This is a genomic window from Pseudomonas citrullilanati (genome assembly GCF_030580855.1).
GTDB classification, from domain to species: Bacteria; Pseudomonadota; Gammaproteobacteria; order Pseudomonadales; family Pseudomonadaceae; genus Aquipseudomonas; species Aquipseudomonas citrulli.
Genome location: NZ_JAUQOP010000020.1, coordinates 38,427 through 64,964, shown reverse-complemented (window position 1 = coordinate 64,964; position 26,538 = coordinate 38,427). Strand labels below are relative to the sequence as shown.

Annotated in this window: 23 protein-coding genes, 1 tRNA gene and 1 pseudogene; 15 read left to right on the top strand and 10 right to left on the bottom strand. The window is 63.6% G+C overall.

Features of this window, described 5'->3' with window-relative positions:
- Positions 1-309 precede the first annotated feature (309 nt).
- Together Q6A48_RS14905 and Q6A48_RS14900 are read left to right on the top strand one after the other, a co-directional pair.
- The gene (locus Q6A48_RS14905) at positions 310-1,194 is read left to right on the top strand and encodes an alpha/beta fold hydrolase (RefSeq protein ID WP_304554877.1); all 885 of its coding nucleotides are present in this window, start codon (positions 310-312) and stop codon (positions 1,192-1,194) included.
- A 255-nt stretch (positions 1,195-1,449) separates the two neighbouring features.
- Positions 1,450-1,523 (top strand) — tRNA-Gly (locus Q6A48_RS14900).
- A 91-nt stretch (positions 1,524-1,614) separates the two neighbouring features.
- Here the strand turns inward: Q6A48_RS14900 and Q6A48_RS14895 are convergent.
- A complete protein-coding gene (locus Q6A48_RS14895) occupies positions 1,615-2,091 on the bottom strand; it encodes an Lrp/AsnC family transcriptional regulator (RefSeq protein WP_304554876.1) in 477 nt (158 codons plus the stop codon).
- A 146-nt stretch (positions 2,092-2,237) separates the two neighbouring features.
- Between Q6A48_RS14895 and Q6A48_RS14890 the strand changes: the two genes are divergently transcribed.
- The 8 genes and pseudogenes from Q6A48_RS14890 (at position 2,238) to Q6A48_RS14855 (ending at position 11,257) form a co-directional block, all read left to right on the top strand.
- The gene (locus Q6A48_RS14890; RefSeq protein WP_304554875.1) at positions 2,238-2,867 is read left to right on the top strand and encodes a LysE family translocator; all 630 of its coding nucleotides are present in this window, start codon (positions 2,238-2,240) and stop codon (positions 2,865-2,867) included.
- A gap of 313 nt (positions 2,868-3,180) precedes the next feature.
- Positions 3,181-3,912, top strand: a complete 732-nt coding sequence (locus Q6A48_RS14885; protein ID WP_304554874.1) for a GntR family transcriptional regulator — start codon at positions 3,181-3,183, stop codon at positions 3,910-3,912.
- A gap of 17 nt (positions 3,913-3,929) precedes the next feature.
- Entirely contained in the window at positions 3,930-5,036 is a 1,107-nt protein-coding gene (gene nagA, locus Q6A48_RS14880; protein WP_304554873.1) for an N-acetylglucosamine-6-phosphate deacetylase, read from the top strand.
- Entirely contained in the window at positions 5,017-6,039 is a 1,023-nt protein-coding gene (locus Q6A48_RS14875) for an SIS domain-containing protein (RefSeq protein ID WP_304554872.1), read from the top strand. Before nagA ends, Q6A48_RS14875 begins: the two co-directional genes overlap by 20 nt.
- A 41-nt stretch (positions 6,040-6,080) precedes the next feature.
- Entirely contained in the window at positions 6,081-8,609 is a 2,529-nt protein-coding gene (gene ptsP, locus Q6A48_RS14870; RefSeq protein WP_304554871.1) for a phosphoenolpyruvate--protein phosphotransferase, read from the top strand.
- Positions 8,610-8,642: 33 nt separating this feature from the next.
- Positions 8,643-10,359, top strand: a pseudogene (gene nagE, locus Q6A48_RS14865) (N-acetylglucosamine-specific PTS transporter subunit IIBC).
- A gap of 270 nt (positions 10,360-10,629) precedes the next feature.
- On the top strand, positions 10,630-10,845 hold the full coding sequence (locus Q6A48_RS14860; protein ID WP_304554870.1) for a type II toxin-antitoxin system HicA family toxin: 216 nt from the start codon (positions 10,630-10,632) through the stop codon (positions 10,843-10,845).
- A gap of 1 nt (position 10,846) precedes the next feature.
- A complete protein-coding gene (locus tag Q6A48_RS14855; RefSeq protein ID WP_304554869.1) occupies positions 10,847-11,257 on the top strand; it encodes a type II toxin-antitoxin system HicB family antitoxin in 411 nt (136 codons plus the stop codon).
- Positions 11,258-11,299: 42 nt separating this feature from the next.
- Here the strand turns inward: Q6A48_RS14855 and Q6A48_RS14850 are convergent, their stop codons facing one another.
- Positions 11,300-11,446, bottom strand: a complete 147-nt coding sequence (locus Q6A48_RS14850; protein WP_304554868.1) for a hypothetical protein — start codon at positions 11,444-11,446, stop codon at positions 11,300-11,302.
- Positions 11,447-11,764: 318 nt separating this feature from the next.
- Between Q6A48_RS14850 and Q6A48_RS14845 the strand changes: the two genes are divergently transcribed.
- A complete protein-coding gene (locus Q6A48_RS14845) occupies positions 11,765-12,169 on the top strand; it encodes a low affinity iron permease family protein (protein ID WP_304554867.1) in 405 nt (134 codons plus the stop codon).
- A gap of 46 nt (positions 12,170-12,215) precedes the next feature.
- Here Q6A48_RS14845 and Q6A48_RS14840 read toward each other — a convergent pair whose 3' ends face one another.
- The 3 genes from Q6A48_RS14840 to Q6A48_RS14830 form a co-directional block, all read right to left on the bottom strand.
- Entirely contained in the window at positions 12,216-13,124 is a 909-nt protein-coding gene (locus Q6A48_RS14840) for an SDR family oxidoreductase (RefSeq protein WP_304554866.1), read from the bottom strand.
- Positions 13,125-13,199: 75 nt separating this feature from the next.
- Entirely contained in the window at positions 13,200-13,703 is a 504-nt protein-coding gene (locus Q6A48_RS14835; protein WP_304554865.1) for a DUF4142 domain-containing protein, read from the bottom strand.
- Positions 13,704-13,828: 125 nt separating this feature from the next.
- Positions 13,829-15,178 (bottom strand): sensor domain-containing protein, encoded by a 1,350-nt coding sequence (locus Q6A48_RS14830; RefSeq protein ID WP_304554864.1) that lies wholly within the window; start codon positions 15,176-15,178, stop codon positions 13,829-13,831.
- Between the two features lie 368 nt (positions 15,179-15,546).
- On the opposite strand from Q6A48_RS14830, the gene Q6A48_RS14825 reads away from it, so the two are divergent.
- Positions 15,547-16,782 carry an aminotransferase class I/II-fold pyridoxal phosphate-dependent enzyme gene (locus tag Q6A48_RS14825; protein WP_304554863.1) on the top strand — a complete coding sequence of 412 codons (1,236 nt, stop codon included), beginning with the start codon at positions 15,547-15,549 and terminating at the stop codon, positions 16,780-16,782.
- Positions 16,783-16,794: 12 nt separating this feature from the next.
- The gene (locus Q6A48_RS14820; RefSeq protein WP_304554862.1) at positions 16,795-17,958 is read left to right on the top strand and encodes a multidrug effflux MFS transporter; all 1,164 of its coding nucleotides are present in this window, start codon (positions 16,795-16,797) and stop codon (positions 17,956-17,958) included.
- On the opposite strand, the gene yiaY is transcribed toward Q6A48_RS14820, so the two are convergent.
- A complete protein-coding gene (gene yiaY / locus Q6A48_RS14815) occupies positions 17,955-19,103 on the bottom strand; it encodes an L-threonine dehydrogenase (protein ID WP_304554861.1) in 1,149 nt (382 codons plus the stop codon). The two genes, Q6A48_RS14820 and yiaY, sit on opposite strands and share 4 nt — an antisense overlap.
- 141 nt (positions 19,104-19,244) lie before the next feature.
- Between yiaY and Q6A48_RS14810 the strand changes: the two genes are divergently transcribed.
- The gene (locus tag Q6A48_RS14810) at positions 19,245-20,264 is read left to right on the top strand and encodes a DUF4917 family protein (RefSeq protein ID WP_304554860.1); all 1,020 of its coding nucleotides are present in this window, start codon (positions 19,245-19,247) and stop codon (positions 20,262-20,264) included.
- 94 nt (positions 20,265-20,358) lie between these two features.
- Here Q6A48_RS14810 and Q6A48_RS14805 read toward each other — a convergent pair whose 3' ends face one another.
- The 4 genes from Q6A48_RS14805 to Q6A48_RS14790 all read right to left on the bottom strand — a co-directional run bounded on the left by Q6A48_RS14805 (position 20,359) and on the right by Q6A48_RS14790 (position 23,985).
- Positions 20,359-21,573 carry a class I SAM-dependent methyltransferase gene (locus Q6A48_RS14805; RefSeq protein ID WP_304554859.1) on the bottom strand — a complete coding sequence of 405 codons (1,215 nt, stop codon included), beginning with the start codon at positions 21,571-21,573 and terminating at the stop codon, positions 20,359-20,361.
- 265 nt (positions 21,574-21,838) lie between these two features.
- Positions 21,839-22,456 (bottom strand): TPM domain-containing protein, encoded by a 618-nt coding sequence (locus Q6A48_RS14800; protein ID WP_304554858.1) that lies wholly within the window; start codon positions 22,454-22,456, stop codon positions 21,839-21,841.
- Between the two features lie 28 nt (positions 22,457-22,484).
- Entirely contained in the window at positions 22,485-23,255 is a 771-nt protein-coding gene (locus Q6A48_RS14795) for a TPM domain-containing protein (protein ID WP_304554857.1), read from the bottom strand.
- Between the two features lie 121 nt (positions 23,256-23,376).
- The gene (locus Q6A48_RS14790) at positions 23,377-23,985 is read right to left on the bottom strand and encodes a LemA family protein (RefSeq protein ID WP_304554856.1); all 609 of its coding nucleotides are present in this window, start codon (positions 23,983-23,985) and stop codon (positions 23,377-23,379) included.
- 247 nt (positions 23,986-24,232) lie between these two features.
- On the opposite strand from Q6A48_RS14790, the gene bglX reads away from it, so the two are divergent.
- Positions 24,233-26,524, top strand: coding sequence for a beta-glucosidase BglX (bglX, locus tag Q6A48_RS14785; protein ID WP_304554855.1), 2,292 nt, complete (start codon positions 24,233-24,235; stop codon positions 26,522-26,524).
- Positions 26,525-26,538 lie beyond the last annotated feature (14 nt).

Genomic DNA, 26,538 nt, shown 5'->3' with positions numbered 1-26,538 from the left:
TTCGTTGCCGCCCGGCAGACGGGTCGAACAATTTTCCCATCAGTACTTGCGCAACGCTCGCCCCCCTGCTTGAATCAAACCGTCGGCCGAAATGTGACCGATGAGTCACCACATTCTTCCAAGAAACTTTTTGCCGGCGGGAACCCTCAGGTTCCGCCTTGTCCGCCCGGCAAACTGCCCGCCTATAACAACACCCGTCGACCGCTGTCATGGATCGACATGGGCCTTATCTTCCAGGCGTATGCCTACCTGTCACATTGCCCGTGCAATCTCATTGCGCGCATACCCGCTTGCCAGGAGTCTTATGACATGAGGCCAGAAATCGCTGTGCTGGATATACAAGGTCAGTATCGGGTTTACACGGAGTTCTATCGCGCAGACGCGGCACAAAAGACCATCATCCTGGTCAACGGCTCGATGGCCACCACCGCGTCGTTCGCACAAACCGTCAAGAACCTCCACCCGCAATTCAACGTCGTGCTGTACGACCAACCCTACGCGGGCAAGTCCAAGGTCCACAACCGCCACGAGAAAATGCTTACCAAGGAGGTCGAAGGACAGATCCTCCTGGAACTGATCGATCACTTCGCCGCCGAGCACGTGCTGTCGTTTTCCTGGGGTGGCGCCGCTGCATTGACCGCCCTGGCCCAACGCCCGCGGCGGATTGAAAAAGCGGTAATCAGTTCGTTCTCGCCGGTGCTCAACGCACCGATGCGCGACTACCTGGAGCGCGGCGTGGACTACCTGGGCAACCTGGACCGCGATCGCGTCGGCCATCTGGTCAACAGCACCATCGGCAAGCATTTGCCGCCGCTGTTCAAGCGCTTCAATTACCGCCACGTCAGCAGCCTGGCCGAACATGAATACGGCCAGATGCATTTCCACATCACCGACGTGCTCCAGAGCGACCAGCAGTGCTACCTCAACGCGGCGAAGAAAATCAACGTGCCCGTGCTGTTCGTGAACGGCGAATGGGACGAATACACCTCGGCCGACGACGCCAGGCTCTTCGCCAACCACGTGCAGCACAGCACCTTCAGCACGCTGCAAGCCACCGGGCACTTCCTGGACATGGAACACAAGGCCGCCTGCCGCGATAGCCGCAATGCCTTGATGAAGTTCCTCACACCGGGACACCACGAAAGCCGACCGCGTTATAGCTACGTGCAGGGCTACCATGCGGTGGCGATCTGAAACGCAATCGTCGCGAGCAGGTCCCGCACAGCCTTTTTTGGCAGGGGGACTTGCTTGCGAACGATCGCTCTGTTTCGAGGCTTGGGATGGGAGGTAGGCGCGCCGTGGGCAAAGAAAAACTTCTCATGTGCGCTGACATCTGGTACAAAGTCAGCCGCTCTGGGCAGGTGCCACATCGAAGGCACGGCTCCAGCTTCTCCAGCTGCAACGAGGGGTCTGGCAAGACACCCGTTACGAGCGAGACAGGCACGCAAAGCGGGTATAGTTTAGTGGCAAAACGAAAGCTTCCCAAGCTTTAGTTGAGGGTTCGATTCCCTCTACCCGCTCCACTTCATGCTGCCTTTTTCCGTTTGATCCTCCCTCCAAATGAGCCAATGCAGATCATTCGATCCTGCATCCACGGCCTTGGTCCGCCCTGCCTCACCCCCCAGGCAAATGCCCCAGCGGCAACGCCCCCGGCGTCTTCACCGTATGAATCGCGAAATTGCTGCGGATATCACTGACACCCGGCAACTTCAGCAACTGCCCCGTCAGGAAGCGGTCGTAGGCGCGCAGGTCCGGCACGACCACTTGCAGCAGGAAGTCCGATTCGCCTGACACCAGGAACGCCGAGATCACTTCCGGCAACGCCGTCACGGCCTGGCGGAACGCTTCGGCTTGTTCGTCGTTATGCCGCTCGACCTTGACCCCGACGAAGATCGTCAGGCCCAGGCCGACTTCGTCGCGGTCGAGCACTGCCTGGTAGCCGCGAATCACCCCGGCTTCTTCGAGCAGCCGCACGCGGCGCAGGCACGGTGAAGCGGACAGGCCGATTTCGTCGGCCAATTGCACGTTGCTCAGGCGACCGTCGCGTTGCAGGGCGGCGAGGATCTTGCGATCGAAGGCATCCAGTTTCATGAATTGGCAGTTTCCAATGAAATGACTCAAATAACTGGCAGATTATGCCAATTCCATTGGCTTTAGAAGCTGACTTCGCAACCACCTGCCCCACCCATCGGCCCTAGACTGGCCCTGTCAAATCAACGTTGGAAGGGGGGTGCGACATGGTGGAACTCGGGGTGTTCTTGATGGCGTTGACGGTGGTCTTTCTACTACCGGGGCCGGACATGATCCTGTTGCTGCAGACCGGCGCCAGCCAAGGCAGGGGCGCCGCATTGGCGACGGCGGTGGGCCTGGCTATCGCCCGGGGTTGCCACGTTGCATTGGCGGCGCTGGGCCTCGCTGCCTTGTTCAAGACCGCGCCGTGGACGTTCGATGCGGTGCGCATCGCTGGCGCCACCTACTTGTTATGGATTGGCGTGCAGTGCCTGCGCAGCCCCTTGCTGCCGAACCTGGGCGATGACACGCCGCAGGCCGGGGCATCGCGCTGGCCCCAGGCGATCCGGCGCGGCCTGTTGACCAATTTGCTCAACCCCAAGGCCTTGCTGTTCTGTTCGGTCCTGTTGCCGCAGTTCATCGATCCGCAGGACGGGCCGGTGCTGGGCCAGTTCGCGACCCTGGGCGGGGTGCTGGTCGGCGTCGGTCTGTTGTTCGATAGCGCCTATGCGCTGGCGGGTGTGGCGCTGGGCCGCTGGTTGCGGCGCTCGCCTTCGGCCCAGCGCGTGCAGCAGTGGTTGTTTGGCAGTCTCTTGATCGGGTTCGCCGTGCGCCTGACGTTCGTACAACAGTCATAGCCGAGGCTTTTTCGTGGCGAAGGCCCTCCCCTCGCCACGCCATCGGTCGACATGAAAAAAATAATTTCGACGGCCGCAGTCTCCGTAAAAGCCTGGGCGTGAATACCATTGCCCCCGGCAACCACATCCTGGCGCAACGTTCGTTAGCGCCTCGCCCTTCCCCGCTAATACCACTTGCAGCCCACCTTTTCCGGCTGCGCCATACACTACGATAAGTACGCCACTTGCCGCGTTGACATGGTATTTAAGTGGTATTAGCTTCCCACCCCACTCACCGAGCGAAAACACACCAACAACCGCATCGGACACCCCCATGAACGACATCCTGGCCTTGCGCCCTGACGACACCCAACCCACGCCGCTGTACCTGCAACTGGCACGCAACCTGGAGTCGGCCATTCATGCCGGCCAGTGGAAAGCCGAGCAGGCGATGCCGTCCGAGCGCAGCTTGAGCGAGCAACTGGGGATTTCCCGCGTCACCGCTCGCAAGGCCCTGGAGGTGTTGTTCGAACAGGGATTGATCCGCCGCAACCAAGGCTCGGGGACGTTCATCACCCCTCGCCTGGAGCAACCGCTGTCGCGTCTTTCCGGGTTCAGCGAGATGCTGCGACTCAAAGGGTTCGTGCCCGGGTCGCAATGGCTGGAGCGGGAGATCACCCTGCCCACCCATGAAGAACTGATCCGCCTGGGCCTGTCGCCCACCGACAAGGTCGCGCGCCTCAAGCGCCTGCGCAAGGCCGACGACACGGTCATGGCCATCGAGATGAGCACGTTGCCGGCCGCCATCATTCCCAGGCCCGACGCCGTGGGTGATTCGCTCTACGCCTTCCTCGACGGCATCGGCAAACCGGTGGTGCGCGCCTTGCAACACATCCAGGCCATCAACGCCTCGGACGAATTCGCCGCCCTGGTGGGCATCGCGCCCGGCACCGCCATGTTGCTGATGACCCGAGTCGGCTACCTGGAAGACAACACGCCCATTGAAGTCACCGACACCTATTGCCGCAACGACTATTACGACTTCGTCGCAGAACTGCGGCGCTAGCTGAACAGAGAACGCCCATGACCGAAGACAATATCCTCAGCGCCAACGGCTGGGTTCGCGGCCGGCTGGTCCACGCACACGGCAGGATCGTGGCCATCGAAGGCGAGCCTTGCGACCCGGCAAGCAATGACCTGCCCTACCTGTTGCCCGGTTTCATCGACCTGCACGTCCATGGCGGCGGCGGCCGGGACATCATGCAAGGCGCCGCGGCGTTCGAAACCATCGCCCGCACCCACGTGCGCTTCGGCACGACTTCTCTGCTGGCCACCACCATGACGGCGCCCAGCGAGGAGATCGCCGGCGTCCTCACGGCCCTCGGCGAATTCTGCGAACAGCGCCGCGCCGGCTGCGCCCGGGTGCTGGGGGTGCATCTGGAAGGCCCCTATATCAATCCCGGCAAGCTGGGGGCGCAACCGAACTTCGCCCACACCGCCCTGCTGGCCGAGGTCGAGGGCTACCTGGCCCTGGCCCCGATCCGGGTGATCACCATCGCGCCGGAAATCGCCGGTCACGATGCCTTGATCCGCACCCTCAGTGGCCGCGGCGTGCGCATGCAGATCGGTCATACCCTGGGCAGTTACGAAGAAGGCGTCGCGGCGCTGGCTGCCGGCGCCACCAGTTTCACCCATTTGTATAACGCCATGAGCCCGCTGCATCACCGCGAGCCCGGCATCGTCGGCGCGGCGCTGGCCCATGCGCGCTATGCCGAGTTGATTCCCGACCTGCTGCATGTGCACCCCGGCGCCATGCGCGTGGCCCTGCGCGCGATCCCTTGCCTGTACTGCGTCACCGACTCCACGGCGGCCGCCGGCATGCCCGACGGCGAATACCAATTGGGCAGCCACACCGTCACCAAATGCCTGGGCGGCGTACGCCTGGCCGACGGCACCCTGGCCGGCAGCACGCTGACCATGGACCAGGCCCTGCGCAACCTGGTGAAGATCGGCCTGCCCATCGCCGAAGCCTCGCAGCGCCTGTCGCAGTTTCCCGCCGATTACCTCGGCCTGCCCGAGCGCGGTCGCCTGCACACCGGCGCCTGGGCCGATTGCGTGCGCCTGGACCGTGCCCTGAACCTGACCGATGTGATGGTCGAAGGAGAAGCCATTGACTTCAACGATGCTTGAAGAGGCCCTGGCCTCCCATGAAGCGGTCGCCCGCCAGTTGCAGCAATTGGACCCGACCCTGCAGGAACTCGCCGGGCGCCTGCGCCGCCAGCCGCCGCAAGTGGCGATGACGGTGGCCCGGGGCAGCTCCGACCACGCCGCCAGCTACTTCGCCTACCTGACCATGCAGCAGTTGGGCTTGCCAGTGGCGTCGCTGCCGATGTCGGTGGTGACCATGCAGCAGGCGCCGCTCAAGGTCAGCGGCCAGGTGGCGTTCGGTTTTTCCCAGTCGGGGCAGAGCCCGGATCTGGTCAACAGCCTGCGCCTGTTGCGCAAGCGCGGCGCCTTGAGCGTGGCCCTGGTCAACGCGACCGACTCCCCGCTTGAAGCGGCGTGCGAATTCAGCGTGCCGCTGTGCGCGGGCGTCGAAAGCAGTGTCGCCGCCACCAAGAGCTTTATCGCCACCCTCAGCGCCAGCGCCCGGTTGGTGGCCCATTGGAAGGACGATGCCGAGTTGCTGGAAGCCGGCAACGCACTGCCCGACGGCCTGCGCGAAGCGGCCCGCCAGGATTGGCAGCCGGCCATCCAGGGCCTGCGCGACTGCCAGCGGTTGATGGTGATCGGTCGCGGCGCCGGGTTCGCCATCGCCCAGGAAGCGGCGCTCAAGTTCAAGGAAACCTCGGCCATCCAGGCCGAAGCCTTCAGCAGCGCCGAGGTCCGCCACGGCCCCATGGCGCTGATCGATGAAAACTACCCGTTGCTGGTCTTCGCTCCGCGCGGTGCCGAACAGGCCGGGGTGTTGAGCCTGGCCGCGGACATGCGCCAGCGCGGCGCCCGGGTCCTGCTCGCGGCGCCCGATGACATCGCCGAACGCGACCTGACCCTGGTGCGTGCCGAACATCCATCCCTGGATCCGATCCTGGCGATCCAGAGCTTCTACCCCATGGCCGCCCACCTGGCCGTGGCCCGGGGCCTGGACCCCGACCAGCCACGGCACTTGCACAAGGTCACCCGGACCCACTGAGCCGACGGTTTCCTCCAATAACAAGCTATGGAGAGCGCGCCATGCACAACAACAATAATGAACTGACCCTCAGCGCCCCGCTCAGCGGCCCCGTGCTCACCCTCGCCAATGTCCCGGACGCGGTGTTCGCCAGCGGCGCCATGGGCGACGGGATCGCCATCGACCCGCTGAACGACACCCTCTACGCGCCCTGCGACGGCGAAGTCATCCACATCGCCCGCACCGGCCATGCCGTGACCTTGCGGGCCGACAACGGCGCCGAGCTGCTGTTGCACCTGGGGCTGGACACCGTCGAATTGCGGGGCGAGGGATTTTCCATGCTGGTCAAGGAAGGTGCGCGAGTCCACAACGGCCAGGCGCTGATGCGCTACGACGTGGACAAGGTGGCACTGCGTTGCAAGAGCCTGGTCAGCCTGTTGGTCATCATCAACGGTGAACGTTTCCAGGCGCGCCCGATAACCCTCAGGGAGGTGAAAGTCGGCGAGCCGCTGCTGCACATCGTTGCCACCCAACCCGGTGTAGACCCAGACGTGGATCCGGCCCTTGGCAGCGAGGTTTCCGGCCAGGTGCGCATCGTCAATCGCGGCGGCCTGCATGCCCGACCGGCGGCACTGGTGCGCCAGACAGCGCAGAAATTCCAGAGCCATTCGCAACTGCATTTCGGCGGGAAGTCGGCCCCGTGCGAGAGCGTCATGGGACTGATGGGATTGGCCATCACCGAACACGCAGACGTGCGCGTCAGCTGCCGCGGCAGCGACGCCGAAGCGGCATTGCGCGCGCTGCTCGCGGTCTTGTCCACCGTCCCGGCCGGGCAAGCCCATAACCCGCGGGCGGAAGTTGCAACACCGCGCCATGCCCCTGAAGCACGCAGCGCCGAACCGGGCGTGCTGCATGGCGTGTGTGCCGCCCCCGGGCTGGTGGCGGGGCCGCTGGTGCGGTTGCAAGGCATTCAATTGCCCGACGACCCTGGCGGCCACGATGCCCAAGCGCAACGGCAGCGGCTGGACGCGGCCTTGACGCAAGTGCGCCGCGAGATCCACCTCACACTGGAGAACGCCAGGGCCCGACGCAACGCTGACGAAGAGGCGATCTTCGCGGCGCACCTGGCGCTGCTGGAAGATCCGCTCCTGCTGGACGCCGCTTACCTGTCCATCGACCAGGGCCAGGCCGCGACGCACGCCTGGAGCCAATCCATCGACGTGCAATGCCAGGTATTGCAAGAACTGGGCAGCACACTGCTGGCCGAACGCGCCAACGACCTGCGCGACCTGCGCCAGCGCGTCCTGCGGGCGTTGCTGGGGCATGCCTGGCAGTTCGACGTGCCGGCCGGCGCCATCGTCGCCACGCAGGAACTGACCCCTTCGGACCTGCTGCACCTCAGCAACCAGGGCGTGGCCGGCGTGTGCATGGTCGAAGGCGGCGCCACCTCCCATGTGGCGATCCTCGCCCGTGGCCAGGGCCTGCCCTGCCTGGTGGCACTCGGCAGTGAGCTGTTGGCCCGGGAGCAAGGCCAACCGGTGGTGCTGGACGCCGACGAGGGCCGCCTCGAACTGACGCCCACGGCCGAACGCCTGGTCCAGGTGCACGAGAAACGGGCGCGACGACAGGCCCGGCACACCCAACAGCAGGCCCTCGCTCAGACTTCGGCGCACACCCTCGACGGCGTGGAGATTGAAGTGGCCGCCAATGTCGCGTCCAGCCAAGAAGCCACCCAGGCGTTGGCGAATGGCGCCGATGGCGTGGGCCTGTTGCGCACCGAATTCCTGTTCGTCGACCGCCCTACCGCGCCTGACGAGCAGGCCCAGCGCCAGGCCTATCAAGCCGTGCTCGACGCCATGGGCGATAAACCGGTGATCATCCGCACCATCGACGTCGGCGGCGACAAGCAACTGGACTACCTGCCACTGCCCGCCGAAGCCAACCCGGTCCTGGGCCTGCGCGGTATTCGCCTGGCCCAGGTGCAGCCGCACCTGCTGGACCAGCAACTGCACGCCTTGCTGCAAACCCGTCCATTGCAGCGCTGCCGGATCCTGTTGCCGATGGTGACCGAGGTCGACGAACTGCTGCATATCCGCCAGCGCCTCGAAGCCCTCGCCACGGAGCAGGGCCTCGACGAACGCCCGCAACTGGGGGTCATGATCGAAGTACCGGCAGCTGCACTGCTGGCCGGGCAACTGGCCGAACACGCCGACTTCCTGTCGATCGGCACCAATGACCTTTCCCAGTACACCCTGGCCATGGACCGTGACCACGCCGGTCTCGCGGCCCGAGTCGATGCCTTGCACCCGGCCCTGCTGCGATTGATCGAGCAGACCTGCCTCGGCGCCGCGAAACACGGACGCTGGGTCGGCGTATGCGGCGCGTTGGCGTCCGATCCCGTGGCGACGCCGATCCTGGTGGGCCTGGGCATCCGCGAGTTGTCGGTCAGCCCGCCGCAGATCGCTGAAATCAAGGACCGTGTGCGTCACCTCGACGCCGCCCAATGTCGGCGCCTGAGCCGCGAACTGCTGGACCTGGGCAGTGCCACCGCCGTACGCCAGGCCAGCCATCGGCACTGGCCCCTGGACTGAACCTCGTCGAACAACAATAAAGGAAGAGACGCCATGTACCAGCACTTCATCGAAGGACTGCAACGCCTCGGCCGGGCGCTGATGCTACCGATCGCCATCCTGCCCATCGCGGGCCTGTTGCTGCGCCTGGGCGATACCGACCTGCTCGACATCGCGATCATCCACGATGCCGGGCAGGCGATCTTCGCCAACCTGGCGATGATCTTCGCCATCGGCATCGCGGTGGGCTTCGCCCGGGACAACAATGGCACGGCGGGGCTCGCCGGCGCCATCGGCTACCTGGTCATGATTGCGACGCTGAAGGTGCTCGATGCGAGCATCAACATGGGCATGCTCGCCGGGATCATCAGCGGCCTGTTGGCCGGGGCGCTGTACAACCGCTTCAAGGACATCAAGCTGCCGGAGTACCTGGCGTTCTTCGGTGGCCGACGCTTCGTGCCGATTGTCACCGGGTTCAGCGCCGTGGGCCTGGGCGTGGTGTTCGGCCTGGTCTGGCCACCCATCCAGCACGGCATCAACGGCTTCGGCACCCTACTGATGGAAAGCGGCAGCCTCGGCGCCTTCGTGTTCGGCGTGTTCAACCGGCTGCTGATCGTCACCGGCCTGCATCACATCCTCAACAACATGGCCTGGTTCATCTTCGGCAGCTTCACCGACCCACACACCGGCGCGGTGGTCACCGGCGACCTGACCCGCTACTTCGCAGGCGACCCCAACGGCGGCCAATTCATGACCGGCATGTTCCCGGTGATGCTCTTCGGCCTGCCCGCCGCGTGCCTGGCGATGTACCGCAACGCCCTGCCCCAGCGCCGCAAGGTCATGGGCGGGATCCTGTTGTCGATGGCATTTGACCTCGTTCCTGACCGGCGTCACCGAACCGGTGGAATTCGCCTTCATGTTCCTCGCGCCCCTGTTGTTCCTGCTGCATGCCTTGCTCACCGGGTTGTCGATGGCGATCACCAACCTTTTGGATATCCACTTGGGCTTCACCTTCTCTGGCGGCTTCATCGACATGATTCTGGGCTGGGGCAAATCCACTCATGGCTGGCGAGTGCTCCCCGTGGGCCTGGTCTACGCGGTGGTCTACTACGGGGTGTTCGACTTCTGCATCCGACGCTTCGACCTGAAGACGCCAGGCCGCGAAGACGTACCGAGCGGCGACAAGCCGGTCGTCGCCCAAGGCCAACGGGCCAGTGCCTACATCGAGGCCTTGGGCGGCGCAGACAACCTGATCACCATCGGTGCCTGCACCACGCGCCTGCGCCTGGACATGGTCGACCGCAACAAGGCCTCCGACACACAGCTCAAGGCCCTGGGCGCGATGGCCGTGGTCCGTCCCGGCAATGGCGGCAGCCTGCAGGTGGTGGTAGGCCCAATGGCCGACAGCATCGCCGATGAAATCCGCCTGGCGTTGCCTGCCGGCGCCGGTCAACCGAGCGCCGCACCGGTGGCAGAGCTCGAAGCAACGCCTGCCAACCCGGTATCTGCCGCACAAGCGCAGCAATGGCTGGACGCCCTGGGCGGGCATGGCAACGTGCTGCAAGTCGACTGCGTGGCGACGAGCCGGTTGCGCGTACGCCTGGCCGAGGCAAAAGGTATATCGCAAAGCCAGCTCAACGCGCTGGGATGCCTGGGCATCAGTCCGTTGGACGGTGGCGTATGGCACCTGCTGCTGGGCGAAAAGGCCGCCGGCCTATCCCTGGCGCTGCAAGCCGCCACCTTGGATCGCAAGGCCAATGTGAACGCCTGACCTCCACACAAGCCGGCTCGCACCCACCGCAGGTGAAGGCATGTGGGAGCGAGCCCGCCCGCGAAAACACGCCCCTGTGCACGCATTCACCCCACTGCCCATCACATCTCGCAATACAGCCACCGCCCCTTCCCGCCCGCCTTGCCTCGCAAGGCTTCTAGACTTTTTTCTGAATCGACCATGACCTCCCGAGGCGCACCTTGGTAGTTATAGTGTTGATCATTTCTCATTGGTAGGTATAGTAACCATCCAGCACCACACGGAGGTGATGTGAATAGCCGATTCTTGATCAGTCAGATTGTTGCGGACGGTTGGTACCTGGTGCGCGTTCGAGGCAGCCACCACCACTTCAAGCACCCGACCAAACCCGGCCTGGTCACCGTGCCCCATCCCAAGAAGGATCTGCTCAGAAAGACGGCCATCAGTATTCTGCAACAGGCCTTGCTCCAGATGCCCTGTTGCCCCGCAGTCCCGGAGGACGATTGACATGCTTTACCCGATTGCGATTTCCATGGGTGATGAAAACCACGCCTGGGGCGTGGAGGTGCCGGACATTCCCGGTTGCTTTTCCGCTGGCGACGATTTGGACGACGCCATGGCGATGGCCCGCGAGGCCATCGAAGGGCATTTCGAGATCCTCGCCGAAGACGGCTCGCCGATCCCCTCGGCCAACACCGTGACCCTGCACGCGGCCAATCCGAAATACGCCGGCTGTGCCTGGGCGCTGGTGGACATCGACGTGACCCGCTACCTGGGCAAGGCGCAAAAACTCAACATTACCCTGCCCGGCTACCTGCTCAACCGTATCGATGAATACGTGTTGCACCATCCCGAGGAGAAGAGCCGCTCAGGGTTCCTCGCCTCGGCGGCGCTGAAGGTGTTGCAGCAAGGACGTTGAGCGATCGACGAACACCACCCTGAGGTGATGGAGTCATGCCGTCTATTTCTTCTCCGACCCGGACTCCTGCATCTGCACCGAAGACCGGGTGCCGTCGGTGTTGTCCTTGGTCTCGTTGCCGGAGTTGTCGAAGCAGCCTTGCAGGGCGACGAGGCAACAGGTGAGGCAAAAGGTGCGCGCGAGGTTCATGGTTGTACTCCAATGCGAGGGACTTAGGCTCTGTCCGAATGTGCCTGCGCGAAGGCCAGACAAGGCGAAACGGGGCGAGGAAGCGCAGTGCACTGGAGTACATGAGCATTCCGAGCCCCATTTCAACGCAGTATGGGCGAGTGCAGACACATTTCAGACAGGGCCTAAGGAGTGACCTGCCGGCTGGGCAATTGGTTTCGATGGTTTAGGGTCACCGGGGAAAAACCTGTGTCCGCTGACAACGCCTAAATGTAAGCAGAATTTTCACCACGTCATTGCTGTCACATCAGACAGGAGCATTCCATAAGGAACACAGCAATGACCTTCGCAAAAATCGCACAAAAACTGGCCCTCTGGGCAGGGAGTCCAAAGACCTTCCTCGGAGCCATCGTGTTGTTGGTGCTCTGGGCACTCAGCGGCCCGTTCTTTCAGTTCAATGACACTTGGCAACTGATCATCAATACCTCGACAACCATCATTACCTTCCTCATGGTGTTCCTGATCCAGAACACGCAGAACCGCGACACCGACATCCTGCACCTCAAGGTGGACGAGTTATTGCGGGCGACCAAGGAAGCGCAGAACGCCATGCTCGGTCTCGAATCACTGGACCTCAAGCAATTGGAAGCGCTGAGGAAGCACTACCAGGGCATGGGCCAGGGCGAAGCCAAGAACCTGGAAGGCCTGGAGGAAAAGCACAAGGTCGACCTGAACCAATGCTGACCGGGATTGCGCGAGCAGGATGACCCCGCTCGCAATGAATCGCCTCTCAAGGCAATGGATTGCCCCCCGTCACACCGAACACCTCCCCGGTGATGTAGCTCGACTCCTGCGACGCCAGCAGCACATAGAGCGGGGCACATTCGGCCGGCTGGCCGGGGCGCTTCATCGGAACCTGGGAGCCGAAGGTGGGAATTTTCTCCTGCGGTTGTCCACCGCTGGGTTGCAACACGGTCCAGATCGGCCCCGGGGCCACGGCGTTGACCCGAATCCCCTTGCCGATGACCTGCCCGGCCAGGGCCTTGGTGAACGCTACGATCGCCGCCTTGGTGGTGGCGTAGTCCAGCAGCGTCGCGGACGGATCGTAGGACTGGATCGACGCGGTATTGATGATCGTCGCCCCCGCCGGCATCAACGGCACCGCGGCCTTGCAGAGCCAGAACATCGCATAGATGTTGGTCTTCATGGTGTCATCGAATTGCGCGGTGGTGATGTCGGCAATGTCCTTCTGCGCCTCTTGTTTGCCAGCCACGTTCACCAGGATGTCCAGGCCGCCCAGTTGCTCGTGGGCGCGCTTGACCAGTTGCACGCAGAATCCTTCGTCCTTGAGATCACCGGCGATGGCGACGGCTTTGCGGCCTTCGGCTTCGATCAATTCAACGACCTGGCGTGCATCGCGCTCCTCGCTGGGCAGGTAGTTGATGGCAACATCGGCGCCTTCCCGGGCATAAGCGATGGCCGCCGCCCGTCCGATCCCCGAGTCCGCGCCGGTAATCAGCGCCTTGCGGCCTTCCAGGCGGCCAAAGCCTTGATAGCTTTTTTCACCGTGGTCGGGCTTGGGCACCATGTCCTGGTCGATGCCCGGCGGTGATTGCGGCTGGTCCGGGAAAGGCGGACGGGGGTATTGGGTGAGCGGGTTTTGCATCGCGTATTGGTTCGGTTCTCGGCGGGTAGACATCGAGGGTCTCCTTTTCAGCGGGCGAGATGAGCCAGGGCGCATGCGCCCCGGCCTGAAGGTGAAGCGTGGTGAGAATCAGCGACTGGCTTGCAGCGCCCTGGCCTTCTCGAGATGGGTTTGCAACTTGGGCAGGGTTTCATCGGCGAAGGCCTTGATCTCCGGCACCTCGGTGGTCTGGGCCTGCTCCTTGATCTGGGCGATGGCCTCTTCGGTGGCCTTGACCTGGCTGGCGGCATAGGCGGCCTCGAACGACTCGCCCTCTTGCACCTGCGGCATCAGGGTCTTGGCCTTGTCGGCCACTTCCTCCCGGGGCGCGACGGGCAAGTCGAGCTTCTTGGCGATCTTCGCCAGGTGTTGGTTGGCGGTGGTACGGTCGTTGATCACCATGATGGTGTAATCCTTGACCTCCCTGGACTCGGCCTTGCCGTGGGCCATGCGACTGGCCTCGATGTCGGCCATGCCCTTGGCCGAAGCGTCATCGATGAATTCGGCAGGCGATTGCGCCCAGGCACTGTTGGCACCCAGGCCCATCAACACGACGACACTGGTGGTGCGAAAAAAGGTGGCCATCCGGTTCATGGTCGCGCCCTCCTCAGATAAAGATTCGACAGCGCCCCCCAACGGGGCCTGCCTGGGTTTCGAAAGGAGAAAGGGCTGAAAAGTTTGATTTAAGTGCCTCACCGCGACGAACGGCGACCCTGCACTCAGATGCCGGATGCCCGATGGTTATGCCGCTTGGCGGCGTACATCGCCTCGTCGGCATGGCGAAACAACGTCACGTCCTCGATGCCATGGTCCGGGAAACAGGCGACCCCGATACTCGGCTCGATGCTCAGGCAATACCCGTCCAGGTGCAGCGGCTGGCTCAGCACCTGACGGATTTTGTCCTGCACGCGATGGGCATCCTCCAATGCCTGGATGCTGTGGAGCAGCACCACGAACTCATCCCCGCCAATGCGTGCCACGGTGTCGGCGTCCCGTATGCACCCTTTGAGACGGCTGGCCACCGCTTGCAACAACAAGTCGCCCACCCCGTGGCCGTAGGTGTCGTTGATCTGCTTGAAGCGGTCGAGGTCGATGTACAGCAGGGCCATGCGCCCCGACACGGCCCGGGCGCTGGCCAACGCGGCCTTGAACCGGTCACGCAATAGCTCGCGGTTGGGCACCTGGGTCAGCTGGTCGTACTGCGCCATGTGCTGCAACCGAGCATGCAGTCGCTGGCGTTCGATGGCGATGGTGATCTGCGCGCAGACGTATTGCAGCAGCTCCTTGTCCTGCTCGGTGTAGCGCTCATTGTCCAGCGCGCTCTTGACGATCAGCGCCCCCATCGTGCCGTTCTGCGAGTTCAACGGCACGCCGAGCCAACAGGGCGCGTCCGGCTCCGCCACGAGGTCATGGAAGCCCGCCGGCAGTGCGCTGCAACCGGGCGTCAGCAAGAGGGGCTGGCCACTGCGGATCACTTCGGCGCACAAGCGCCCGGTGACCGTGCCGGGCAATTCCGGCTGCTGTTCCAGGTCGTCGACGTGATAGGCAAAGTTCAGCTGCGCGCACTGCTCGTCGTACAGCGCCACCGAGAAATTCAACGCCGGCAGCCATTCACCGATGATCTGGTGGACGCGCTTGAACAGCGCCAGCAGGTCCGCCGCTCCATGGGCAGCCTCGGAAATCGCATACAACGCGGCCTGTCGCGATTCGGCCAACTTGCGCTCGGTGATGTCCCGCGCCACGGCGATCCGCAATCGGTCCACCGGCGACCAGCGCGCCGACCAGAGGATATGCACCACCTGGCCATCCTTGCGCAGGTAACGGTTCTCGAAATTGAGCTTGGGCTCGCCGTCCATGATCTCCCGCGCCGCCTCCAGCGTGCGCTGGCGATCGGCGGGGTGCACCAGGTCGATCATGGCCCGGCCGATCAATTCCTGCGGGGTGTAGCCGAAAATGCGCTCGCAGGCGGCACTGACAAAGACAAAGCGCCCCTGGCCATCGACCGCGCACACGGCGTCCAGCATCAGGTCAAAGTAACTGGCCAGCGGCGCGGAGTTGGCGGTGTCCATGGGGCGGGAGGCCTTCCGGATAATGCAGCGTGAACGAAACCGGCAGGCGGCAAAGGGCCGCTATCGATGAGGATAGCCTAGACGATCGGGATGAAACCGGGCCACTTGCATCCCTGGACAACCTTCGGGAAACAAGACGGGCCAGACGCAACGGGCCAAGGGCAACGAGGCATTGCCAAGCTCCGACTGCGTCGATGGATTCCCCATGCAGGGTCCTAGGCAAGATCCTACGCAGAAGTCTCCAGTAACATTCAAACATGCCGGAAACGGCCGATTCAAAGCCCTGCCTGAGGCGCTGTAAAGTCTGGAAAAACACCCCCTGCAACACCCCACGGACAGCATCGTCAACCAAGGAATGTAATCGCGCCATGACGCCGACCGCACAATCGCCCCATCGCTTCAGCAACTACCGCAAAGTCATTGCCCTCGCCGACCCCAGCTGGCAGGGCGCCGAAACCGGAAGAATCTCGGGGCTGGATGTCGAGGTCAAGGGCCCCAATACCCTGGTGGACCAACACGGCCGGACCTTCCATCACTTCTGCACCACGTCGTACCTGGGCCTGGATTATCACCCTGCGCTGCTGGACGGCGCGATGACCGCCCTTCGCGAAACCGGCACCCTGCGCATCGCCAACTCAAGGAATCGTTGCCAACTGGCGATCCTCGACCAGTACGAGACCCGGCTGTCGGAGCTGTTCGGCGCCAGTTGCCTCAGCGCCCTCTCTTGCAGCGCGGCGAGCGCCGGTATCCTGCCGCTGCTGGCCAGCGGGGCGTTCACGGATGACGCGGCGCCGGTGCTGGTGTTCGACAAGCACGCACACTATTCGATGAACCACCAAAAGGCCGCCTGCGCCGATGAAACCCAGGTCATCACCTGCCCGCACAACGACATGGATTTCATCGAAGACCTGTGCAAGCGGCAGCGCAACGTGGCGTATGTGGCCGACAGCGCCTACAGCATGGGCGGGTTGGCGGACCTGGACAGCCTGCTGTATCTCAAGCAGCGCTACGGCCTGTTCCTCTACCTGGACGACTCCCACGCCCTGTCGGCGGTCGGCGAAGGTGGCGCTGGCCTGGTACGTCCGCGCTGGCACGCCCTGGACGAGCGCACCCTGGTGGTCGCCTCGCTGGCCAAGTCTTTCGGCGCCAGCGGCGGGCTGGTCATGTTCGGCAACGAACGGCACAAGGCGCTGGTGAAACGCTACGGCGGGCCAAGCAATTGGTCCCAGAGCCTGAACGCCGCCGCCATCGGCGCCGGCATGGCCTCGATCCGCTTGCACGGTAGCCGCGAATTCAGCGCCTTGCAGGAGCGTTTGCAGGCTAATATCCGTTTGTTCGACAGCCTGGTGCGCACCGCGCAGCACGGCAATCCCATGGCCATTCGCCTGGTGCCCTGCGGTGAAGCAGCCCTGGCCAACCGCCTGGTGGTCGAACTGGCCGAACTGGGGTATTTCACCTCGGCGGTCTTTTTCCCCGTGGTGCCCCAGGGCAAGGCCGCGATCCGCATCACCTTGCGCGCCGACATGGCCCACGAGGTGATTCGCCGCTTTTGCGGGCTGATCACCGACCTGCTGCTGGCCCATGGGCGTGACATCCGCCCCTGAAACGAGCCCTCGATGAACAACCGTACAACCCTGGTCGTCACCTGCACCACTGTCTTCCTGGCACAACTGGGCATGAGCATCTACTTGCCGGCCGTGCCCGATATCGCCCGGGACCTGGGGGCCGACGCGTCGCGGGTTTCCTGGGGCCTGTCGGTGTACCTGGTCGGCATGGCGCTGCCCATGCTGCTCTGGGGCAGCCTGAGCCAGCGCCTGGGGCGCAAGCCGGTGTTGCTCGCGGCGCTGGGGTTGTACGGCGTCGCCAACCTGGCCCTGCCCCTGGGCACTGGCGTCGAGGCCTTCCTGGCGCTGAGATTGCTCCAGGGCGTGGGCGCCAGCGGCATCTCGGTGATGGCGCGGGTGCTGATCCGCGACAGCTTCAGCGGTGACCTGCTGGCCAAGGCGCTGTCCTGGATCTCGATCGCCTTCGTGATCGCCCTCGGCATCGGCCAGTACCTGGGCTCGCTGATCCAGGCCGCGTTTGGCTGGGAGGCGATCTTCCATGCCATGGGCGCGGCGAGCCTGGCCATGGCGGCGATCGTGTCCCGGGCCAGGTTCCCGGTCCTGGCGCAAGGCGACGATGGGCGATCAGCGTGGCGCATCTACGGGCAGATCCTGCAAAGCAGGCGCTTCCTGCTGCCGGCGTTGGCGGGCGGGTTGGGGTACGGCGTCATCGTCGCCTTCAATACCGCGGCGCCGCTGATCCTGCAGGAGCGCTTCCACTGGACGCCCATCGAGTACGGCCTGTTGGGCTGGCCCATCAGCGCGGCGTACCTCTTCGGCGCGTTGGCGGTGAATGCGGGCGTCTTGCGCACCGGGCAACGACGGATGATGGGCTGGGGCATCGCCCTGGTGCTGGGCGGTGGCGCGACCATGCTCGCGGGCAGCCTGGTACCAGGTGGCACCGCGCTGCTTTTCTGGTTGCCTTACTGCTTCGCGGTGTTCGGCCAGTCGCTGAACTACCCCATCAGCCTGTCCCTGGCCAATGCCGGCTCACCGGTGGCCGGTGCCTACGCCATGGCGCTGAGCGGCTTCCTGCATCAACTCATGGCAGCCCTGGTCGGCGCCCTGGCGAGCCTGCTGTTGAGCCAGCAGGCCTGGCCGTTGGCGACGCTGTGCACCTTGCTGGGCGTGGCGGCGATGGCTTGTGTGAGGTCCATGCCGCCACGAACCGATTAAAACGCGCTGCGGAAAATTTCCTCGATCTGACGCTGGTCCGCCGCCCGGGGATTGGTCAGGCCGCAAGCGTCCTTCAGCGCATTGGCGGCCAGCACCGGCACGTCATTGAGGCGTACGCCCAGTTCACGCAGGCCAGCCGGGATATCCACGTCCCGGGCCAGGCTGCGGATCGCCGCGATGGCCGATTGCGCCCCCTCTTCCGGGCTCGCGCCGCGCGTCTCGACACCCATGGCCTGGGCCACATCACTCAAACGGGCCGCGCATACCGCAGCGTTGAAGCTCTGTACATGAGGCAGCAACACCGCGTTGCAGACACCGTGGGGCAAATCATAGAAACCGCCCAGTTGATGGGCCATGGCGTGCACGAACCCCAGCGAAGCGTTATTGAACGCCATGCCTGCGAGAAACTGCGCATAGGCCATGTTTTCCCGCGCCTTCACGTCATTGCCGTCGCGCACGGCCAGGCGCAGGTTGTTGCTGATCAAGGTGATCGCTTTCAGGGCGCAGGCATCGGTGATCGGCGTGGCAGCGGTGGACACGTACGCCTCGATCGCGTGGGTCAGCGCGTCCATGCCGGTGGCGGCCGTCAGCCCCTTGGGCATCGCGACCATCAGTGCCGGATCGTTCACCGACATCAGGGGCGTCACGTTGCGATCGACAATGGCCATTTTCACGTGGCGCGTCTCGTCGGTGATGATGCAGAAGCGGGTCATCTCGCTGGCCGTGCCGGCGGTGGTGTTGATGGCGATCAGTGGCAACTGCGGCTTGCTGGAGCGGTCCACGCCTTCATAGTCGCGAATCTGCCCGCCGTTGGTGGCACAGAGGGCAATGCCCTTGGCGCAGTCATGGGGCGAACCGCCGCCCAGCGACACCACGAAGTCGCACTCGCTTTCCTTCAGCAACCCCAATCCCAGCTCGACGTTGGCGATGCTCGGGTTGGGCTTGGCGCCGTCGAAAATCACCGCGTCGACGTCCTGGACGGCCAGCAGCTCGGCCACCTTGCCGGCCACGCCAGCCTTGGCCAAGCCGGCGTCGGTAACGATCAAGGCCTTGCGGAAACCGTAGTTGCGAATGGCGCTCATCGCCTCGTCGAGGCAACCCAGGCCCATGATGTTCACGGCTGGAATGAAAAAGGTGCTGCTCATGGGACACGCTCCTGGAAGAGACCGGATCGGTAGGGGCATACAGGATTGACCGATCAGTCACGGCGTTCCTTGATCTGGCTCAAGAGTTTGTCGTGATAAAGTCGCGCCCTGCCTTTGCCACGTTTTGGATGAGTTTTCGCGATGACCGATTTCCAGGAATACGACGCCCGGCTTGAAGATTGGGCGGCCCTGCAGGCCAGCACCGACTTCAGCGCCCTGCTGCTGGGCAATGGTGCCAGCCGCGCCGTGTGGGACGATTTCGGCTACGACTCGCTGTTCGAAAACGCCCGTACCGTCGAGGAAAAGCCCCTGAGCCCGTCGGAACTGAGTGTGTTCGATGCGCTGCAGACGCGCAGCTTCGAGCAGGTGCTCGGGGCACTGAAGACCACCAGCCGGGTCAACAAGGCCCTGGCCGTCAGCTCCGCCGCCCCGCGCAACCGCTACTACGCGATCAAGGAAGCGCTGATCAATACCGTGCACGCCGTGCACATTCCGTGGCGCCTGGTGCAGCCGTCGATGCTGGCGACGCGCAGCCAGGCGTTGAGCCGCTACCGGACGGTGTTCACCACCAACTACGACCTGCTCAACCACTGGGCGATCCAGCACGCGCCGGACACCCTCACCGATCTGTTCGTGGGCAACGATCACCATTTCGACTTGAGCCAGGCGGACACCGACAAACCGCGCCTGCTGTACCTGCACGGTGGCTTGCACCTGGTGCGTAACCAGGACGGCATGGCGCGCCGGCTGAGTTCCACCGAAGGGACGTTGCTGGGCAGCTTTGCCATCAACAACACCCTCAAGACCCTCGACGATGTGCCGCTGTTCGTCAACGAGGGCCCGAGCCAGGACAAGCTCAAGACCATCCGCAGCAGCGACTACCTGTCGTTCTGCTACGACCAGTTGCTGCATCACGGCGCCAACCTGTGCCTGTTCGGCCATGCCCTGGGCGAGCAGGACCGGCACATTATCGACGCCCTTCGCCAGGCGGCGCCCAAGGTCATGGCGATCTCGATCTACCCACGCAGCCAAGCGTTCATCCAGCACCAGAAGCGGCATTACGCCAAGCTGTTCCAAGGGTTGGCCATGGAACTGAGATTCTTCGACGCCAAGAGCCATCCCTTGGGCGACCCGGAGCTGGCGGTGCCGGTCGAGGTTTAGGGGGGAGGCGCGAACCTGCTCGCGAAGGCGGTGGATCAGCTTGATCTTATGGGGATGTACCGCCGTCTTCGCGAGCAGGCTCGCTCCCACAGCGTTACAGGTAACCGTCCGCCCGCAGCAGGGTTTCGAGGCAATGCTCGGTGACGTGATAGAACGCCTTGAGCGCCTGGATCCTGGCCAGCAGCTCGGTCGGGTCGGTCGGCTCGGCGCGCTTGACCGCCAGGATCATCTTGTTCTTGTTGGTGTGTTCCAGGGAGATGAACTCGAACACCTTGGTGTCGTAGCCGCAGGCTTCCAGGAACAGCGCCCGCAGGCTGTCGGTGACCATTTCCGCCTGCTGGCCCAGGTGCAGGCCGTATTGCAGCATGGGCTTGAGCAAGGCCGGGCTCTGGATCTGCAGGCGGATCTGCTTGTGGCAGCACGGCGAGCACATGATGATCGAGGCGCCGGAACGAATGCCCATGTGGATCGCGTAGTCGGTGGCGATGTCGCAGGCGTGCAGGGCGATCATCACGTCCACCGCGCTCGGCGCGACGCTGCGCACGTCACCGTGCTGGAAGCTCAGGCCCGGATGCTCCAGGCGCCCGGCCGCTTCGTTGCACAGCTTGACCATGTCTTCGCGCAGTTCGACCCCCGTGACCACGCCCTCGGCCTGCAAGGTGTTGCGCAGGTAATCGTGGATGGCGAAGGTCAGGTAGCCCTTGCCCGAACCGAAATCCGACACCCGCACCGGCTTATCCAGGGCTAGAGGCGAAGACGTCAGCGCATGGCTGAACACCTCGATGAACTTGTTGATCTGCTTCCACTTGCGCGACATCGCGGGAACCAGCTCGTGCTTGTGGTTGGTCACCCCCAGGTCGGCCAGGAACGGCCGGCTCAGGTCGAGGAAGCGGTTCTTCTCGCGGTTGTGCTCGCCGGACGGTACCTCACGCAACTGCTGGGGCTTGCTGCGGAACAGCGAGCTCTTGCCCTTCTTGCTGTATTCCAGCTGCGCCTCGTCGGTGAGCGCCAGCAGATGCGCGTTCTTGAACGACGCTGGCAACAGCGCAGCGACGTTGTCCACCCCTTCGGCCACCGGGAAATTCTTGGTGATGTCGCGGGTCTTGTAGCGGTAGACGAAGGTCAGGCACGGCTGTTCCTTGACCGTCAGGGGCTTGATGATCACCCGCTGGAGGTCCGCTTCGTCCCCGGCATACTTGGCCAGCACCAGTTTGATGAAGGCGTTCTGCGCCAGACTGCTGCGCAGCAGCTCGATGAACTGGGCGTGATGATCCGGCGCAGGACGGGCGGGGGTGGCGGTAACGGACATGGACAAGCGGCCTCGGGGCGGGGCGAATCGAAGAAAGGTGGGTATTTTAGGGGGGATGGGGGCCGAGGGCACGGGGAAATTCAATTGTGGCGAGGGGATTTATCCCCGCTGGTCTGCGCAGCAGACCCAAACCAGGAGTCCCCCCTTACATAACCGGTCGTCGATTTTATTGGGGGCTACGCCCCCAGCGGGGATAAATCCCCTCGCCACAGCTCATTCATCCCACAGAAACCACTCACTCCAACAGTGTCCAGCGGGAAAACGTCTAGCCCAGCACCACCAAGCGATTGGGCAGCTCATTGCGCTCATGGGTCACTGGCACGTGCTCCTTGAGCAAGCGGCCGCAGGCTTCGATGCACGTCACAAAACCCTCCAACGTCTGGCCTTGGCGCACCTGCTGGGTGAATGCGCGAACGATGGCATCCCAGTGCCTGTTGTCGAGTCGCTTGGAAATGCCTTCGTCCACCAGGATCTCCACGTAGCGCTCGGCTTCGCAGACGAAGATCAACATGCCCGTACCGCCCACCGTATGGTGCAGGTTCTGTTCGAGAAACTGCCGGCGCGCCAGGTTGGAGGCGCGCCAATGCCGTACGGAACGGGGGATCAGGTGGGTGGTGATGCGGGGAATGCGGAACACCAGGCACAAGCCGATGAAACTGAGCCACTGCACCAGCAACAGGCTATGCATTGCCAGCCAGCCCGTGAGGTAATGCACCACGCCGGGCACCACCAGGGCGAACAGGCTGGCCCACAGCAGCGGGATATAGGCATAGTCGTCGGCACGGGCGGCGAGCACCGTGACCAGTTCGGCGTCAGTGTCCTGCTCGACCCGGGCAATTGCCTCGGCCACCTTGCGTTGTTCGTGTTCAGTCAGTAATGCCATGGTTGGAAATGCCCGTTCATTATTATTGTCACCAACTGCCCGACGAACCGCCGCCTCCGAAACTGCCACCGCCACCGCTGAAGCCTCCATCCCCGCCGCTGGAGCCTCCGTCATCATAACTGCTCCCGCTTGAGCTGCTGGAGCTGCGGGAGCTGCCACTGCCGCTCGTGGTGGGCAGGATGCCGAGCACCTGGCCGACCATCACCGTGGTGATGACCAGCATCACCAGCAGCACGAACAGCCATGGGTGTCGCTGGACGAAATCGCCCTGCTCCTCGTCCGAGCTGTACACCGCTGTCGGCGCGGGTTCATCCAGCGGGCTGCCACCGAGCACCACCAGCATTGCCGCCACGCCGTCACTGATGCCCTTGTTGAAATTGCCGGTCTTGAACGCCGGGGTGATCACCTGGTGGATGATCACCGAACTCTGGGCATCGGTCAGGCGATCCTCCAGGCCGTAGCCCACCTCGATCCGCAGTTTACGGTCGTCGCGGGCGACGATCAGCAGGGCGCCGTTGTTCTTGTCCTTCTGCCCGATGCCCCAGTGGCGCCCGAGCAGGTAGCCGAAGTCCTCGATCCTGGCGCCTTGCAGGTCAGGCACCGTGACGACCACCACCTGTTCACCGGTCGCCTGCTCATGGGCCTGGAGCTGCGCCTCCAGTTGCGTGCGCGTCGCCGGTTCGAGCAACTGGGCGGTGTCCACCACGCGCCCGGTCAGCGGCGGGAAACTCAACTCGGCCTGGGCCGTGAATGCAAATACCCAGAGCAACAGCACCAGGCAAAATTTCAACACTCGCATCGGAACTCCTGTGTGGGAGCGAGCTGGTGTGGGAGCTGAGCTTGCTCGCGATGAAGGCACCTCGGTCTTTCTAATGACCGCGTTATCGTTCATCGCGAGCAAGCTTTGCTCCTACATTTTTTCAGAATTTCACTTGCGGCGCTTTGTCGGCATCGGGGCTGGTGGCCTCGAAGGTCTGGCGGATCGGCAGGTCGCTGTACAGCACGCTATGCCACAAGCGTCCCGGGAAGGTACGGATCTCAGTATTGTATTTCTGCACCGCCAGGATGAAGTCGCGCCGGGCCACGGCGATGCGGTTCTCGGTGCCTTCGAGCTGCGACTGCAGGGCCAGGAAATTCTGGTTGGCCTTGAGGTCCGGGTAACGCTCGGACACCACCATCAACCGGCTCAACGCACCGGAAAGCTGGTCCTGTGCCTGCTGGAACTGCTTGAGTTTCTCCGGGTTGTCCAGGGTGTTGGCATCGACCTGGATCGACGTGGCCTTGGCCCGGGCCTCGATCACGGCGGTGAGGGTTTCCTGCTCGTGCTGGGCATAGCCCTTGACCGTTTCGACCAGGTTGGGAATCAGGTCGGCACGCCGCTGGTACTGGTTCTGCACCTGGCCCCAGGCAGCCTTGGCTTGTTCGTCCAGGGTCGGGATGTCATTGATACCGCAACCGGCCAGCAGCGAAGTGAACAGTATCAGTGCCAGCATTCGCAGGCCGCTGCGGTGGTTCAGTCGTAGATTCATCAGGTGAAGCTCTCCCTTGCATGACATTGAAAAACACCGCCACCTATCGCCTCGGCGTCTAGGGCATAATCTGCCGCCGCACTGGATTGAATCAGGGCGATGGGCTAAAAGATGCGCGGCGCGAAACTAAGTTCAGCCCGCTGGGCTCGAAAGTGTGCTGTATTTGACCGAACAACAATAGCCGCTCCTCACATTTTGGCTGACGGCGTGTCCTGATTACGCCTTTGAGCCTGCGAGAAAACTATTCATGAAGAAGCTGTGTTTGCTGGGCCTGTTTGTCAGTCTGGCCAGTCAATCCGTATTAGCCGATAACCTGCCAGCCCCCATAGAGAACAAGGACGCTTTCATCAGCAACCTGATGAAACAAATGACCCTCGAGGAAAAGATCGGCCAGTTGCGCCTGATCAGCATCGGCCCGGAAATGCCCCGGGAGATGATCCGCAAGGAAATCGCCGCGGGGAACATCGGCGGCACGTTCAACTCCATCACTCGCGATGAAAACCGTCCGATGCAGGACGCGGCCATGCGCAGCCGGTTGAAGATCCCGATGTTCTTCGCCTATGACGTGATCCACGGCCACCGCACCATTTTCCCGATCCCCCTGGCCCTGGCGTCGAGCTGGGACATGGACGCCATCTACCACTCCGGCCGCATCGCTGCCCAGGAAGCCGCCGCCGACAGCCTGGACATCACCTTCGCGCCGATGGTCGACATCTCCCGCGATCCGCGCTGGGGCCGGACGTCCGAAGGCTTTGGCGAAGACACCTACCTGGTGTCGCGCATCGCCGGGGTGATGGTCAAGGCGTTCCAGGGCAACGGCGCCAATGCCGCCGACAGCATCATGGCCAGCGTCAAGCACTTTGCCCTGTACGGCGCCGTTGAAGGCGGCCGGGACTACAACACCGTGGACATGAGCCCGGTGAAAATGTACCAGGACTACCTGCCCCCCTACCGTGCCGCCATCGATGCCGGTGCCGGCGGGGTGATGGTCGCGTTGAACTCCATCAACGGCGTACCGGCCACGGCCAACACCTGGCTGATGCACGACCTGCTGCGCAAGGAATGGGGCTTCAAGGGCCTGGCCGTCAGCGACCACGGCGCGATCTTCGAACTGATCAAGCACGGCGTTGCCCGGGACGGACGCGAGGCGGCGAAGCTGGCGATCAAGGCCGGCATCGACATGAGCATGAACGACTCGCTGTATGGCAAGGAGTTGCCGGGGCTGCTCAAGTCCGGCGAGATCGAGCAGAGCGACATCGACAACGCGGTGCGCGAAGTGCTGGCCGCCAAGTACGACATGGGCCTGTTCAAGGACCCGTACCTGCGCATCGGCAAGGCCGAGGACGACCCGGCCGACACCTATGCCGAAAGCCGCCTGCACCGCGCCGACGCCCGTGACGTGGCGCGCCGCAGCCTGGTCCTGCTGGAAAACCGCAACCAGACCCTGCCCCTGAAGAAAAGCGCGAAGATCGCCCTGGTCGGCCCCCTGGCCAAGGCGCCGATCGACATGATGGGCAGTTGGGCCGCCGCCGGGCGTCCTGCGCAATCGGTCACGCTGTTCGACGGCATGACCCGCGCCCTGGGCGCCGAGTCGAAGCTGGTCTACGCCCGCGGCGCCAACATCACCGGCGACAAGAAGGTGCTCGACTACCTGAACTTCCTCAACTTCGATGCCCCGGAAGTGGTGGACGACCCGCGCCCGGCCCAGGTGCTGATCGACGAAGCGGTGAAGGCCGCCAAGGACGCCGACGTGGTGGTGGCGGCCGTGGGTGAATCCCGTGGCATGTCCCATGAGTCGTCGAGCCGCACCGAGCTGAACATCCCGGCCAGCCAGCGCGAGCTGATCAAGGCCCTGAAGGCCACCGGCAAACCGCTGGTGCTGGTGCTGATGAACGGCCGTCCGCTGTCGTTGCTCGAAGAGCAGCAACAGGCCGATGCGATCCTGGAAACCTGGTTCAGCGGCACCGAGGGCGGCAACGCCATCGCCGACGTCCTGTTCGGCGACTACAACCCTTCAGGCAAGCTGCCGATCACCTTCCCACGCTCGGTCGGGCAGATTCCGACCTACTACAACCACCTGAGCATCGGCCGCCCGTTCACCCCCGGCAAGCCGGGCAACTACACCTCGCAATACTTCGACGACATCACCGGCCCGCTCTACCCGTTCGGCTACGGCCTGAGCTACACCGAGTTCAGCCTGTCGGACATGGCCCTGTCATCGACCACGCTGAACAAGACCGGCAAGCTCGACGCCAGCGTGACGCTGGAAAACACCGGCAAGCGTGATGGCGAGACCGTGGTGCAGTTGTACATCCAGGACGTCACCGGCTCGATCATCCGCCCGGTGAAAGAACTGAAGAACTTCCGCAAGGTGATGCTCAAGGCCGGCGAGAAGAAAGTCATCCACTTCACCATCACCGAAGACGACCTGAAGTTCTTCAACGCCCAGCTCCAGTACGCCGCCGAACCCGGCAAGTTCAACGTGCAGATCGGCCTGGACTCCCAGGATGTGAAGCAGCAGAGCTTCGAGTTGCTCTGACCCCCAGGCAACAC

What these genes read in the sequence shown, in the direction of transcription:
- Q6A48_RS14795 (WP_304554857.1), bottom strand. Translation starts at nt 23,255, where the DNA reads ATGCGAGTGTTGAAATTTTGCCTGGTGCTGTTGCTCTGGGTATTTGCA.
- Q6A48_RS14830 (WP_304554864.1), bottom strand. Translation starts at nt 15,178, where the DNA reads ATGGACACCGCCAACTCCGCGCCGCTGGCCAGTTACTTTGACCTGATG.
- yiaY (WP_304554861.1), bottom strand. Translation starts at nt 19,103, where the DNA reads ATGAGCAGCACCTTTTTCATTCCAGCCGTGAACATCATGGGCCTGGGT.
- Q6A48_RS14845 (WP_304554867.1), top strand. Translation starts at nt 11,765, where the DNA reads ATGACCTTCGCAAAAATCGCACAAAAACTGGCCCTCTGGGCAGGGAGT.
- Q6A48_RS14850 (WP_304554868.1), bottom strand. Translation starts at nt 11,446, where the DNA reads ATGAACCTCGCGCGCACCTTTTGCCTCACCTGTTGCCTCGTCGCCCTG.
- ptsP (WP_304554871.1), top strand. Translation starts at nt 6,081, where the DNA reads ATGCACAACAACAATAATGAACTGACCCTCAGCGCCCCGCTCAGCGGC.
- nagA (WP_304554873.1), top strand. Translation starts at nt 3,930, where the DNA reads ATGACCGAAGACAATATCCTCAGCGCCAACGGCTGGGTTCGCGGCCGG.
- Q6A48_RS14835 (WP_304554865.1), bottom strand. Translation starts at nt 13,703, where the DNA reads ATGAACCGGATGGCCACCTTTTTTCGCACCACCAGTGTCGTCGTGTTG.
- Q6A48_RS14905 (WP_304554877.1), top strand. Translation starts at nt 310, where the DNA reads ATGAGGCCAGAAATCGCTGTGCTGGATATACAAGGTCAGTATCGGGTT.
- Q6A48_RS14820 (WP_304554862.1), top strand. Translation starts at nt 16,795, where the DNA reads ATGAACAACCGTACAACCCTGGTCGTCACCTGCACCACTGTCTTCCTG.
- Q6A48_RS14855 (WP_304554869.1), top strand. Translation starts at nt 10,847, where the DNA reads ATGCTTTACCCGATTGCGATTTCCATGGGTGATGAAAACCACGCCTGG.
- Q6A48_RS14890 (WP_304554875.1), top strand. Translation starts at nt 2,238, where the DNA reads ATGGTGGAACTCGGGGTGTTCTTGATGGCGTTGACGGTGGTCTTTCTA.
- Q6A48_RS14810 (WP_304554860.1), top strand. Translation starts at nt 19,245, where the DNA reads ATGACCGATTTCCAGGAATACGACGCCCGGCTTGAAGATTGGGCGGCC.
- Q6A48_RS14805 (WP_304554859.1), bottom strand. Translation starts at nt 21,573, where the DNA reads ATGTCCGTTACCGCCACCCCCGCCCGTCCTGCGCCGGATCATCACGCC.
- Q6A48_RS14790 (WP_304554856.1), bottom strand. Translation starts at nt 23,985, where the DNA reads ATGAATCTACGACTGAACCACCGCAGCGGCCTGCGAATGCTGGCACTG.
- Q6A48_RS14895 (WP_304554876.1), bottom strand. Translation starts at nt 2,091, where the DNA reads ATGAAACTGGATGCCTTCGATCGCAAGATCCTCGCCGCCCTGCAACGC.
- Q6A48_RS14885 (WP_304554874.1), top strand. Translation starts at nt 3,181, where the DNA reads ATGAACGACATCCTGGCCTTGCGCCCTGACGACACCCAACCCACGCCG.
- Q6A48_RS14825 (WP_304554863.1), top strand. Translation starts at nt 15,547, where the DNA reads ATGACGCCGACCGCACAATCGCCCCATCGCTTCAGCAACTACCGCAAA.
- Q6A48_RS14800 (WP_304554858.1), bottom strand. Translation starts at nt 22,456, where the DNA reads ATGGCATTACTGACTGAACACGAACAACGCAAGGTGGCCGAGGCAATT.
- Q6A48_RS14840 (WP_304554866.1), bottom strand. Translation starts at nt 13,124, where the DNA reads ATGTCTACCCGCCGAGAACCGAACCAATACGCGATGCAAAACCCGCTC.
- bglX (WP_304554855.1), top strand. Translation starts at nt 24,233, where the DNA reads ATGAAGAAGCTGTGTTTGCTGGGCCTGTTTGTCAGTCTGGCCAGTCAA.